Source organism: Wolbachia endosymbiont (group A) of Portevinia maculata (genome assembly GCF_964028525.1).
GTDB lineage: Bacteria > Pseudomonadota > Alphaproteobacteria > Rickettsiales > Anaplasmataceae > Wolbachia.
This window is the reverse complement of the sequence record NZ_OZ034786.1, coordinates 1,017,467-1,031,496: the sequence shown is the minus strand read 5'-3', so window position 1 is coordinate 1,031,496 and position 14,030 is coordinate 1,017,467. Positions and strand designations below refer to the sequence as shown.

At 35.3% G+C, this 14,030-nt stretch carries 7 protein-coding genes, 1 tRNA gene and 3 pseudogenes; 3 read left to right on the top strand and 8 right to left on the bottom strand.

All coding sequences use genetic code 11. The features are described from left to right. Positions 1–177: 177 nt before the first annotated feature. Entirely contained in the window at positions 178–1,611 is a 1,434-nt protein-coding gene (locus ABWU36_RS05110) for an ankyrin repeat domain-containing protein (protein WP_353273094.1), read from the bottom strand. Between the two features lie 100 nt (positions 1,612–1,711). On the opposite strand from ABWU36_RS05110, the gene priA reads away from it, so the two are divergent. After that, entirely contained in the window at positions 1,712–3,715 is a 2,004-nt protein-coding gene (gene priA, locus ABWU36_RS05105) for a primosomal protein N' (RefSeq protein WP_253309901.1), read from the top strand. A gap of 9 nt (positions 3,716–3,724) precedes the next feature. On the opposite strand, the gene petA is transcribed toward priA, so the two are convergent. The 4 genes from petA to ABWU36_RS05085 form a co-directional block, all read right to left on the bottom strand. Next, positions 3,725–4,324, bottom strand: coding sequence for a ubiquinol-cytochrome c reductase iron-sulfur subunit (petA, locus tag ABWU36_RS05100; RefSeq protein WP_253309900.1), 600 nt, complete (start codon positions 4,322–4,324; stop codon positions 3,725–3,727). An 86-nt stretch (positions 4,325–4,410) separates the two neighbouring features. Beyond that, positions 4,411–7,119, bottom strand: a complete 2,709-nt coding sequence (gyrA, locus tag ABWU36_RS05095) for a DNA gyrase subunit A (RefSeq protein WP_253309899.1) — start codon at positions 7,117–7,119, stop codon at positions 4,411–4,413. Positions 7,120–7,171: 52 nt separating this feature from the next. Next, positions 7,172–7,244: transfer RNA gene (locus ABWU36_RS05090), tRNA-Val, on the bottom strand. Positions 7,245–7,325: 81 nt separating this feature from the next. Then, complete coding sequence (locus ABWU36_RS05085) at positions 7,326–8,201, bottom strand: tetratricopeptide repeat protein (protein WP_353273093.1); 876 nt, start codon at positions 8,199–8,201, stop codon at positions 7,326–7,328. 459 nt (positions 8,202–8,660) lie between these two features. Here ABWU36_RS05085 and ABWU36_RS05080 point away from each other — a divergent pair. Continuing rightward, a pseudogene (locus ABWU36_RS05080) lies at positions 8,661–9,286 on the top strand (IS110 family transposase); the annotation flags it as partial. Between the two features lie 243 nt (positions 9,287–9,529). On the opposite strand, the pseudogene ABWU36_RS05075 reads toward ABWU36_RS05080, so the two are convergent. Beyond that, positions 9,530–10,545 (bottom strand): annotated as a pseudogene (locus ABWU36_RS05075) (IS110 family transposase). Positions 10,546–10,768: 223 nt separating this feature from the next. Between ABWU36_RS05075 and ABWU36_RS05070 the strand changes: the two are divergent. Further along, positions 10,769–11,314 (top strand): annotated as a pseudogene (locus ABWU36_RS05070) (IS256-like element ISWpi15 family transposase); the annotation flags it as partial. Between the two features lie 85 nt (positions 11,315–11,399). Here the strand turns inward: ABWU36_RS05070 and ABWU36_RS05065 are convergent. Both ABWU36_RS05065 and hemE read right to left on the bottom strand, forming a co-directional pair. Beyond that, complete coding sequence (locus ABWU36_RS05065; RefSeq protein ID WP_264687845.1) at positions 11,400–12,593, bottom strand: pyridoxal phosphate-dependent aminotransferase; 1,194 nt, start codon at positions 12,591–12,593, stop codon at positions 11,400–11,402. Positions 12,594–12,662: 69 nt separating this feature from the next. Then, positions 12,663–13,679 (bottom strand): uroporphyrinogen decarboxylase, encoded by a 1,017-nt coding sequence (gene hemE, locus ABWU36_RS05060; RefSeq protein WP_264687846.1) that lies wholly within the window; start codon positions 13,677–13,679, stop codon positions 12,663–12,665. Positions 13,680–14,030 lie beyond the last annotated feature (351 nt).

Genomic DNA, 14,030 nt, shown 5'->3' with positions numbered 1-14,030 from the left:
CTAAATCCGATAGAGCATTGTTGGCACACCATCAAAAGTCGCCTCAGACCTCTAATGCATCAATGTACAGACTTACACCTTTTAGTTGGTAATACCATTTTAGACGTTTATCATTCGTTTTAGAAAATACTATAGAATCCAGAAAAAAACATGCCTAGACGAGCTATTTGAATGACATTAGTTGTTAGTTATGCAGCTAACAGCTTCACTATTACAACATTTGTTTACTGTTATGTCTGTAAGATACCCTACTATACCACCTAATGCTGCACCTGCAATTCCTAATAATACAGCAGTTGCAACTACTCCAATAGCAACAATCTCAGGTATAATTCCTATTGCAGCTAGTGTGGCTCCTACAGCACCAAATAATAATGCTAAGCCTATAACTCTTGGGGAAATTCCTGAAGCTTGTTTTTGTGGAGAATGATGATTCTTATTATCTGTTATAGGTGGCTGAGCACTTTGCTTTTCCACTGTATGTAAGTTATTGTTAGTTGCTTTTTCTTTGTGTTCATTAAATAATTTTACAAGCTTACTTTTCTTTTTAAAGTCGGCCCAACATGATGCACTGGCGTTTGACTCCCCCTTTTCTTCTTGACCACAAAATTTAGGGTCAGCGTCTGCCTTCAATAGTAATTTTGCAATTTCAATATCATGATCAGTTTCCACACTATCACTGTAAGCAATACATTGTAACATCTTACTTTTTTGCCTATTAGATGCATACGGTAAAAGCATTTCTACTGTACTCTGACTATATTTTGTAATATTGCCGATAATTAACTTTTCTTCTACAGAACCTACACCAATTTCAGCACCGTGTTCAAACAGTACCTTAACAACATCATTTTTGCTTTTTTCTAGAGCATAATACAGCGGTGTAAATTCAGATACACTACATGTATTAGGATCTGCTCCATGCTTTAGAAGCATACTTATGACATCAAGATTACCTAGATCACATGCAATATATAAAGGGGTGCCAATACCTTCCATCAAAATATTAACATCTATTGCGTTAAGTTGTGAGCATAGCTCGACACTGCTATTATGAGCTGATATTGAATTGTTAGCGCTATACTTTGATAAAACTTCTTCAAGTAGCTCTATCCAACCTGATTCAAAATTGCTGCAGGAATTTTTTACAATGTAGTGCAATATTGACTCCCCAGTCCATGAATCAAAAGGTCTGGTTTGTGAATTGATATTTTTGACTTTTTCTAACAAAATTTTTGTCTTGGCTAGATCTTTATCATCAAGAGCCTTAAATAAATCAACCTCTTCTTCACTTAGATGTGAGCCGTAGCGCTCTCTAAGAAATTCTTTTGCCCAGTTTTCAAAATATTCAGCCAAGTTGTCAATCCAATCATCATTAGGCTGTTTGCTAATGAATTCTTCAGTCATCTCGCCTATTGATATTTTATATGCTACTGATATTTCTTTAAACTTTTCTGTTGCTGTCTTTTGCTCTTCTTGGCTTTTATCTGACCATTTGTCGGGATGCCATTTCAATGCAAGCTTGCAATATGCCTTCCTAATCTCTTTTGTGCTTGCACTCTCTGACAATCCTAATACTTTGAATGCCTCTTTACGTATTTTTGGAATCATACTCACTCCCCCAATCAAATTAATTTAGTATAATACTATACCAGTTTAATCCAAAAAAATCAAACGAATATTTTCAAAACAGTGCTAAACTTAGGCTGCTATGACAAGAACAGTTGATGTATTACTACCACTTCCAATTGATCAGTTATTTTCGTATGCAATTGAGGAAAATACTGAGATTTTACTTGGAGATTACGTAGTGGTGCCATTTGGCAAAAAACGCTTGATCGGAATAGTTTGGAAATATAGTGACAAGAGTGGTCGAGCATTAAAATTTATTGAGCAAAAAATCGATTTACCAAATATTAGACCAAAATTGATTACATTTGCAGAGTGGGTTGCGCAATACAACTTAATACCTATTGGTATGCTTGCCAAAGTGATAATGGGAGGAGTGTTAAAAGTAAACCAAATAGATAAATTGGTTTGTGCTAAGCAGAAGCAGGAAATAAGTGAAATAAGTTGCCAATTAAACCCTGAACAGCAGATAGCTAGCGATAAAATAATAAGCAGTTTGAATGAGTATTCAGTGACTTTGCTTGACGGTGAGACAGGATCTGGAAAAACGGAAGTTTACTTATCCGCAATTGCAAAATTGGTAGAAACTGTAAACAGTGCACAAATTTTAATCCTCTTGCCTGAAATTGTTTTAACTTCACAATTGGTAAATCGTGTTCGCGGTCAGATATCAAAAAACTTAGCTGAATGGCACTCAGGGCTCACTCCAAAAACTCGCCGGAATAATTGGCTCAATATAGCAAGTGGAAATGCGCAGATAATTATTGGTGCACGGTCAGCGCTTTTTTTGCCTTATAAAAACCTAAAATTGATTATCATTGATGAAGAGCACGACTCATCTTTTAAACAAGAACAGGGAATTATATATAATGCTCGAGATATGGCGATAATCTTAGCCAAATTTGAAAATATTCCGATTATTTTATCATCAGCAACTCCACTGCTTGAAACGATTCATCATGTTAAAAGCGGGAATTATAATCATGTAAAGCTAACCAAGCGATTCGGTGGTGCAGAATTGCCACTCATTAAAGTAGTAGATATGAGGAACAACAAGCAATGGATCTCCTCTGAGCTTTTTGAAAGCATCAAACAAACCATAGAGAAAAAACAGCAGGTTATGCTCTTTTTAAACCGCCGAGGGTATGCACAACTGGCAGTTTGTAAAAAGTGTGGATATAAAATTTCCTGCTTAAATTGTGCTGTTTGGCTTACATATCACAAGAAAAAAAATGCTCTTTTGTGCCATCATTGCTCTTATCAATTAAAACTCCCAGAAAAATGCTCTGATTGCCAGAGTGAACAGTCATTTTCCCTTTATGGCGTAGGAATTGAAAGGTTACTTGAAGAAATGGTGAAATTAATACCAAACGCAAAAACTGCGATGATAAGCAGCGATCAGAAGTCGGTTAGTAACGTAATTGACTTGGTACTGAAAGAAGAGGTGAACATTATAATCGGCACACAAATAATTGCTAAGGGGCACAATTTTCCTAAATTAACTTTGGTTGGAGTAATGAATGCAGATTTGAGTCTCGAAAATTCTGATTTAAGAGCAGCAGAAAAGACGTATCAATTGTTGCACCAAGTTGCAGGCAGGTCAGGAAGGTTCAATGAAAAAGGAATGGTAATAGTGCAAACCAATAATCCTGAAAGTTCAATAATAAAAGCATTGCTACATCAAAAAAGGGACTCATTTTATGAAATTGAACTTAAGTCAAGACGCGAAGCCAAAATGCCACCATTTAGCAGATTAATAGCGCTTATAATTTGTGGTAAGAATCAGATTGCGACACAAAAAGCAGCGAATGAAATAGTAAAATCTCTTCTCTGTCATACAAGTAGCTCAACTACTTGTATTCAGGAAAAAAATGTAAGTGCAGACAAAAAGGAATTTGAAATTCTTGGTCCATCACCAGCAGCAATAAATTTCTTAAATAATAAGTATCGGTATAGGGTGTTGCTAAAAATACACAATAAGCACAGTCTATCTATACAAAAGAAGCTGAAATGTTGGATTAAAAATTGTAACTTGAATTCGAGTATTGCAGTGATAATAGATGTTGATCCTGTGAGTTTTTTTTAACGAGTTCCGTTAAGCCTTCTTGCCAATTACCACAACATTCTCACTGGGAAAAAAATAATCAGGTACAACCATATTTTTTGGTGCAGGTCCCCCAATTACTCGGCCTGATGTGTCATAATATGAACCGTGGCAAGGGCAGAACCAACCGTTACCATCTTTTGTAGCGTGATCAATCGGCACACACCCAAGATGTGTACATATTCCGATCATGATTAACCATTCATCTTTTCCTTCGTATACTCTCTGCTCATCTAATTGAGGATCCCTCAAGCTCTTCACATTCACAGCTCTTGCAGCCTCAATTTCTTGCTTTGTGCGTCTACGAATGAATACTGGTTTACCTTGCCACTTTACTTTTACTCCGTGTCCTTCCTGAATTCCAGACAAATTCACCTCCACTGTGGAAGTTGCTAAAACTTCAGCAGAAGGATTCATAGACTTAACCAGTGGCCAAAGTCCACTTGCAGCTCCTATACCTGCCATAGCGCATGTAGTTAATGTTATAAAATCTCTCCTACTCTTATTTTTAGTAAGATCTTTAACAGGAGGTGTTTTTTTATCCTCTTTATTTGCCAGTGGTTTTTTATTTTTAGTTAAATTTTTGTCCATTGATCTCTACTTAGCCATAAGTATATATTTTAAATTAAATACTGCGTATTAATCAACAAAAACTTGCGCTTTTTGTTTAACCTGTACTACAGTTGAGAAGAGATAGAGTTTTCAACTTCAGAAATACTATCTTCAGTGGAATCAGGATCTTCAATTTTCGCTACTGACACCACCTTTTCTCTACTCTCTGTTTTAAACAGAGTGACTCCTTGAGTGCTACGTCCTGCAATTCTGATATCATTTACTGAAATACGAATTAACTTTCCTTTATCTGTAATAAGCATGATATTATCACCCTGCTCAACTGGAAAACTAGCAACAACATTACCGTTTCTGTTGGTAGTAAGAATATTGGTGATACCAACACCACCCCTGTTAGTTATTCTATACTCATACGCAGAAGTTCTTTTACCAAAGCCATTTTCGGTAATAGTTAATATAAACTCCTCATTCACTGCAAGTTTTAAGAACAATTCGTTATCTATTCCTAAATCATTCAAAGTCTTTTCCAATTTAGAATCAATGGAGTTATTAATTGCAGTCCCCAGTCTTTTTGCAAGTGGAACTTTTAAGTAAAGTTCTTTTGTTTCTGTTGCTACACCTATCCCATTTAATATGGTCATGGATATCACGCTGTCATTCTTTGCAAGTTTGATACCTCTTACGCCATCTGAATTGCGACTTTTAAATTGACGCACATCACTTACAACAAATCTGATACTTTTGCCGAATCTTGTTGAAAGAAAAACATGATCAATTTCATTGCATACTTTAACTGATATTAACTTATCTCCTTCATCGAGCTTGATTGCTATTTTTCCATTGCTTGGAATATAGTGAAAATCCGCTAAAGAGTTGCGCCTTATGTTCCCATGAGCAGTAGCAAAAACTATGTTTTGATTTTCGTCATTTTCACTTGGTAATGGCATTATATTAGTTATAGTTTCACCATCGCTAAGCGGGAATATATTAACAAGTGCTCTTCCACGTGCAGTTGGCTCTGCAAGAGGTAACTTATAAACTTTTAATCTATAAACTCGGCCAATATTAGAAAAGAATAAAAGGCTAGTGTGGGTATTCCCAACAAATAATTTTGTGGTTACATCCTCTTCTTTTAATCCTTGTCCTAGCTTTCCTTTTCCACCACGACGCTGAGTTCTATAATGAGAAAGCTTCACACGCTTGATATAACCATTCATAGTTACGGTTATCACCATATCCTCTTGTGGAATTAGATCTTCAGCTTCAATGTCCGTATCTGATTCCTCTATTGAAGTTTTTCGCGGCACAGCAAATCTGTTCTTTATTTCTTGTAGATTGTTTTTTATTTCTTTCATCAACTTCTCTCCTGAGCCAAGAAAAGCGATATATTCTTTTATCAGGTTGATCATTGAACTTAGCTCAGCTTCTAATTTGTCTTTTTCAAGGCCTGTTAAACGTTGCAATTTCATGTCAAGAATAGCTTTCGTTTGCAGCTCAGTTAATCTATACACTCCGTCTTTCAAAAAGCTTGTGCTGTCTGAGATTAATCCAATAATTGTGTTTATCTCAGCTGAAGTTTTCCATTCTTTATTTAAAAGTTCTCTACTTGCTTCCGCAGGATCTTTTGCACCACGGATGATTTTTATCACTTCATCTATGCTCAAGACCGCAATGTAGAGCCCTATATATATATGAGCTTTTTCCCTCGTTTTTCTTAGACGAAATTCTGTTCTCCTGATTAATACTTCTTTTCTAAAATCAACAAAAGCAGCTATGATTTCTTTTAATGACATCAAAGCAGGCCTGTTGTTGTTGAGGACTAAAGTGTTAACACTAAAACTACTTCTTAGTGGAGTTAGTCCCAATATTTGATTAAGTATAAAACTTGCTTCAGCATTTCTTCTGAGGTCAATTACTACTCTAATACCAGACTTATCAGACTCATCCCTAATTTCTGTTATGCCATCAATTCTTTTTTCTTTTACAAGCTCACCTATCTTCTCAATTAATTTTACTTTATTTACCTGGTAAGGTATTTCATCAATCACTATTGCTTGCCTATCTTGTGGCAGGTCTTCCATGTGAGTCTTGCCTTGCACAACAATTGATCCACGACCCGTTGCAAATGCTGATCTTATTCCAGACCTTCCAAGAATCGTTCCCCCAGTTGGGAAATCCGGCCCTGGCATCACTTCAAGTAACTCATCCAAAGTAACTTCAGGATTATCTATATATAACATACAAGCATCTATTATTTCTCCAAGGTTATGAGAAGGAATATTGGTTGCCATACCAACTGCAACACCGCTTGCACCATTTACCAATAGATTCGGAAATTCTGCAGGCAGTACAACAGGCTCTGTTTCATTTCCATCATAGTTTGGCCTAAAATCAACTGTATCTTCGTCAATATCATTTAGTAAGAAGTGCGACACTTTGTGAAGCCTTGCTTCTGTATATCGCATCGAAGCGGGTGGATCTCCGTCTATCGAACCAAAGTTACCTTGTCCATCAACAAGTGGTAAAAGAAGAGAGAAATCTTGGGCCATTCTAACCAAGGAATCGTAAATAGCTGCATCACCATGTGGGTGATATTTCCCCATTACATCCCCTACTATACGAGCCGCCTTTTTATATGGCTTACCAGCATCGTATCCAGCCCTTGACATTGCATATAATATGCGCCTATGAACAGGTTTAAATCCATCTCGCACGTCAGGTATAGCCCGGCTTATGATAACGCTCATTGCGTAGGAGAGATAAGAATCTTCCAGCTCTTTTACTATTGAGATTGGTACTATATTATCCTGCATTTTCTATATTTTGATTGAAGTAATTAATAATATTAACATTCAGTTAAGCAAATGGGCAATGACAGACTTGAACTGCCGACCTCCTCGGTGTAAACGAGATGCTCTACCAGCTGAGCTAATTGCCCCTTTAGATGTAATTCTATAGCTCAATATTATTATTGTAAACAAAAATAGCGATAAATTAGATTTAGGTAAGCTATAAGCTTTTATGAAATCTTTGGGTGCGTGCTGTGGAGTTTTATAAATTTTAGTCTTGCTGTCACTTTGTATAAAGGTATTTTTTCACTCACATCTTTCGAAGTTGTAGCCATGTTCAACAACTTTAAGTAGAATATTGTAGCATTTTTAAAATCTGAAAGTTTATCTAGAATAACAGCTAAATTATAGGTATAAAAAATATTGTTTTCATCAAGGGAAATAGCAGTTGTTATATACTCTTTACCTTTTACATAATCCTCCTTTTTCATATAAATCAGACCTAAATTTGCTAATAAAGGAGCATAATTTTTATGTATATCATACAATTTCAACATTTCACTCAATGCCAGATCAGGATCATATTGTGAGATTATCGTCAGAAAATTTTTTAATATGTAAGGGTTACTAGGGTATTCTTTTAACAGTCTTGTGTAAATCTCTACAGCTTTTTTGTATTCTTTATTAGCGTAATAAATATTTCCCAATCCAATTAAAGCATTTTTATGATAAGGAAACTTTGTGATGATCTGATTAAGGAGAGAAATAGCTGTTTCATTATCTCCTGACTCAAAGGAATCTTTTGCTTTTTTTAAAGTAGAGTATATGTCAAAACTCTTGCCAGAATTCTGCGCAATTTTGATATTAAATTTGTCACTTTTTCTCTCAATAACATCAAGATCTTTATACTTTTTATCAGCTTTTATATGCTTGACAACACTATCAAAGGCCTTCTGTATCTCCAAATTTTCACTAGCATAGGTAACAGAAGACCTCCATAAAATCACAACGCAAATTAACATGCAGACAAACATAGATCCTAGTGTTGTGGCATTGGCTGCAGCGTGTAACCAGTAAACCTTATTTCTTTGAGCTATGCGTAACACATTACAAATTCATAAATGCTAAATTACCTATCTCATACAATAATAAAGATATTATTAATTAGCGATGCTGCGTAGAATGCACTTATCTTTTGTCTTCCATATTTCGCTCTATTAGACTTCTTGCATAACCCAAACTTAAGTAGAAAAAAGGCAAATAGTTATTATGGCTCTAAGTTTACCGACGATAAGAACCGTCATTCAAGTAGCTCCTCCCTGCCATCTAAGTAGCCTTCTACTTGTATCTTGTCAAAAGCATCTAATGTTTTAAGCTTAAGCATTAGGTGGAGAAGGGAGGAACTCTGTGCTTCTTCTTAGATATAAAATCTGTAGAGGAGATAAGAATTCCCTTCTCAAAAGTATAGGCTGGACGGTATCGTAGAAAGACCTGAATGGTTCTAATTCTGTATTCACAAGACTAGCCTTACTTTTCATTTTTAATGGTAACGTATGGGGTTATATATGATCAACAACTTTTTGGGCATAGATATATCAAAAGATCGCTTTGATGTTTTTCTCTCATTTATAAGCAAAAAAGGAAAGCGTGAAACTAGAAAAAGAAGCTTTAAGAACGATGGTTTCAAAGTCTACTGAATTTTCTACACAAACATAATGTAGAAAAAGTAAAAACCTGCATGGAATCTACTGGTTGTTATAGCGAAGCACTGGCTGAATTTCTACACAATGCTGGACATTTTGTAAGTGTTGTAAATCCTTATTGCATAAAATCTTATGCAAGGAGTAAGCTGATACGACAAAAGAATGATCAGACCGATGCAGAAGTTATTGCTGATTATTGCCAAAGACAGGAACCTTCTAGTTGGACACCACCTTCTCCTGAAATGAAAAAATTAAAACATCTTTATCGTTGCTCAGTTGCGTTAAAAGATGAGTTAACATTAGTAAATAACCACTTAGAAAAAAAAGAGAGACTGCCTAAAGAAGTTGCAAATGCTTGGGAAGACCTTGCAATGAATATAGCTCAAAAAATAGAAACAATAAAAAACTCCGTACGTGAACTATTAAATCAACACAAAGAATTGTTGGAAAATTTTCAACTTCTATTGACTATTCCAGGCATAGGAGATACCGTCTTGTTAGTCAACAAAAAAATTATAAAAATTTCCCAAGTTGCATCATAAAATCAAAAAATACTTCCAATTGTGTAACAGTACACAGATTATAGTTAGTGGATATGTTGATAAGTAAATTAGTTTTATACGCACAAAACAGATGAAGTTTACTTATCAACATATCCACTAACCAACAACATTCAATAAATTTGTGTAAGATACCACTTTACATAAGATAGATAGGAAGCATTTTTGATTTTAAAGTACTAAACCTTCAGTCAACCTCCTAGCCCTGTAGTTTTTGATATGGTTAGGATCAAAAGCACTTTTGGATGTCAGAATACCGAAAATGATATGGAGTAGCTTACGCATTGCAGCACCAACGATGGCCATATTATGCTTACCCTTTTCCTTTAATCTTTGGCAAAAGCTCATAATGATAGGATTGTGATTCTTAGCTACTATGGCAGGAAAGAAAAGTGCCTTACGTAATGTTTGTGAACCGGATTTACTTAATCTGGGTTTGGCATATACAGAGGAACCTGACGTCATATTTCGTGGTATAACTCCTGTATATGCTGCCAATTGCCTGGCATCTCTAAAAACCTCTATATCAGAAACTTCAGCTAAAATAGCTATTGCTGATTCTTCTCCTATGCCTGGAATAGTCAATAGAAGTTGAAAATTTTCCAACAATTCTTTGTGTTGATTTAATAGTTCACGTACGGAGTTTTTTATTGTTTCTATTTTTTGAGCTATATTCATTGCAAGGTCTTCCCAAGCATTTGCAACTTCTTTAGGCAGTCTCTCTTTTTTTTCTAAGTGGTTATTTACTAATGTTAACTCATCTTTTAACGCAACTGAGCAACGATAAAGATGTTTTAATTTTTTCATTTCAGGAGAAGGTGGTGTCCAACTAGAAGGTTCCTGTCTTTGGCAATAATCAGCAATAACTTCTGCATCGGTCTGATCATTCTTTTGTCGTATCAGCTTACTCCTTGCATAAGATTTTATGCAATAAGGATTTACAACACTTACAAAATGTCCAGCATTGTGTAGAAATTCAGCCAGTGCTTCGCTATAACAACCAGTAGATTCCATGCAGGTTTTTACTTTTTCTACATTATGTTTGTGTAGAAAATTCAGTAGACTTTGAAACCATCGTTCTTAAAGCTTCTTTTTCTAGTTTCACGCTTTCCTTTTTTGCTTATAAATGAGAGAAAAACATCAAAGCGATCTTTTGATATATCTATGCCCAAAAAGTTGTTGATCATATATAACCCCATACGTTACCATTAAAAATGAAAAGTAAGGCTAGTCTTGTGAATACAGAATTAGAACCATTCAGGTCTTTCTACGATACCGTCCAGCCTATACTTTTGAGAAGGGAATTCTTATCTCCTCTACAGATTTTATATCTAAGAAGAAGCACAGAGTTCCTCCCTTCTCCACCTAATGCTTAAGCTTAAAACATTAGATGCTTTTGACAAGATACAAGTAGAAGATATCCTTATTGCCTGCGTTGATGGGCTGAAAAGCTTTCCTGCAGCTATAAACAGTGTCTTTCCTAATGCGGAAGTGCAGATGTGTATAGTGCATCAGATACGCAACTCACTGAAGTATGTGGCCAGTAAAGATGCGAAGAGTTTTTTGAGCGATTTAAAGAAGGTATATCAAGCTTCAAGCAAGGAAATTGCCGAGAATTATCTGTTGGAATTGGATGAAAAATGGGGCACAAAGTACCCTATGGTTATAAAATCTTGGCAGAATAATTGGGAAAACTTGTCTGGTTATTTTAAGTATTCTGGTCCAGTTAGGAGGATAATCTACACCACCAATCCCATAGAGGGGCTACATAGGCAAATTAGGAAATTCACTAAGACCAAAGGCTCATTTACCAGCATAAATGCCTTGTATAAGCAGGTATATTGTGCTATAAAGAAGGCAGAGGAAAAGTGGACGATGCCTGTACATGATTGGGCATTAACTATCTCTCAACTTGATGTTTTCTTTCCTGGCAGATTGAAAATTGAGTTGAACTAAAAATGCGGTTTGACACAGTTTATTTAACACTCCCTTAGTGAATATTTTTGACGCGGTGAAATGGGTAATTTATGGATAGTCTATTTCATTTTAACTCCTGGCACGCTTTAGTAATACTATCACATCCAATTTCTAATTGTTCCTGAGAGGTTGCATAAGAAATTCTGATAAAATTTTCTAGACCAAACGCAATTCCTGGAACCACAGCAACTAAATGATCCTCTAGCAGGTATTCAGTGAAATCAAGATCATTATTTATTACTTTACCACTTTTTGTACTCTTACTGAGCAATCCTTCACACGAGACAAATAAATAAAATGCGCCTTGCGGAATGGATGCTGATAATCCCGGAGCAGAATTTAGCTTTTTCACCATAAAATCTCTACGACTCTTAAAAATCCTTGTTCTTTCTTTCAAAAAACTATGGTCACCGTTTAATGCTGCTGCTGCTGCTGCTTGTGCTATCGAATTTGGGTTAGAAGTGCTCTGAGACTGCAGCGTAGAGATAGCTTTTACTACATCACTTCTACCTGCAATATACCCTATTCTCCAGCCTGTCATTGCATAGGCTTTTGACACTCCATTGACTACAAAAACTCTGTTGTAAAGCTTTGGCTCAACCTGAGTGATAGTAAAAAACTTTTCGTCGTATATTATATGCTCATAAATATCATCTGTAACGACATTCACATGTGGATATTCAAGCAATATTTGTGCTATGTCTTTCAATTCATCATATGTGTACACAACTCCTGCAGGATTGTTCGGTGAGTTAAGAATTAACCATTTAGTTTTTTTAGTTATCCTGCTTTTCAATAATTCCGCTGTCAGTTTAAAATTTTGTTTGCATTCCACTACAACTGGTAAGCCCCCAAAAAGGTTTACCATATCAACATATGAAACCCAATAAGGAGCTGGAATAATAACTTCATCTCCAGAGTTAATTGTTGCCATAAACAAATTGAATAACACCTGCTTAGCGCCAGTACCAACACAGATTTGGTTAAACGTGTACTCGAGGTTATTATCCCTTCTTAACTTATTAATTATTGCTTCTTTCAGCTCACGCGTTCCATCAACAGCAGTATACTTAGTTTTACCTTCACTTATTGCTTGAATAGCTGCTTTTTTTATATGATCTGGAGTATCAAAATCCGGTTCTCCTGCAGCTAAAACACAGATCTTTTTTCCTTTATTTTTCAACTTATTTGCCTTATCAGTTACAGCAATCGTAGGTGATGGTTTTATTAGGGACATTCTTTTTGCAAGGTCTGACATATCTTACTGAAGCTAAATTCAAATGATAAACCCTGTACAGCAAAAAAGCTAGGAATTTTGTGTATTGTATTAGTAGCTTTTTACCAAATTCACCAACGCAGTGATATTTTCAACTGGAGTATCAGGGAGTACTCCATGTCCGAGATTAAATATGAAGGGTGAATCTCTAAAGCAATCTATTATACGTTTTGCTTCTTTTATTGCTTCCGTTTTATTATAGGCTAAAAGATTAGGATCAAGATTTCCTTGTAGAGGGATTTTTAGATTCGCTTTTGCCCATTCTATTGGGACATTATAATCTATACTTACTGCAGATACACCTGTTTGTTCGCAGTAATCCTTATAAAGATTTCCAGCAGACCTTGGAAATCCTATTATTGGAAAATCAGAAAATCTATCCTTTATTGCCAAGGTAATTCTCTTTGTTGGTTCGATAACATATTCTTTAAACAATGGTTCCGATAATGCACCAGCATTACTGTCAAATAGCTGAATAACATCTGCTCCAAATTCTATCTGTTTAATTAGATAAATAATCGTTGCTTCCGTTATTCGTTCAATTATTTCCTTCAAATACGAAGGGTAAAAATTTAATACTTTGGAAAAAGTTTTGCTGCTTCCACCTTCTATGATATATGAAGCTACTGTCCATGGGCCACCAGCAAATCCTATAAGAGACTTTTTTTTTGATAGCTGACTTCTGACTTTCTTTATAGCGTTTAGAATTGGTAAAATTTTAGCTTCAATGTCTTGTGGACTTTTCAATTCTTTAGGATTCTTTATAGGTTTTATTCTCGGGCCCACATTGCGCAGGAAATTCACGTCACAACCCAAAACATCAGCTATTATTAAAATGTCTGAAAAAATTATCGCCGCATCCACGTCAAATCTTGTCACTGGCTGTAACGTCAATTCTGTCACTAAATCTGTGTTGTAGCATATCTCCATAAAATTATTCATATTTTCCACTGCTTTGCGGTACTCAGGAAGAGATCTGCCAGCCTGACGCATTAGCCAAATAGGCACTCTTTCACCTGGCTCATTTTGTTTGATAACTTCTACTATTGTTGTTTTGCTGCTTTCCAATCTATTTTATCTATTTTTCTGTATACTAAAGTATAGTAGTAATAATAGTTCTATCAACAACTTGTTACTAACTTAAAATTCAGTAAAAATTGGCGTTGTTTAATTTGTGGATAAATATGTTAACAACTTCTATATGCTATTGATTTTCTGTTATGATTTATGTGTATAAGTAAGATGTTCAGAGTGTTAGTAATTTTCTTTTATGGAAAACATTTTACCATCATGCATTGTTACATAACTATGTATATGTCGTTGAAAAAACTGTTGATCAATTGTTGGTATTTTATATCAACAAATAATTCACAAATTAATTTGACATTATTCACATGCTTATTAAACATTTAATAACAG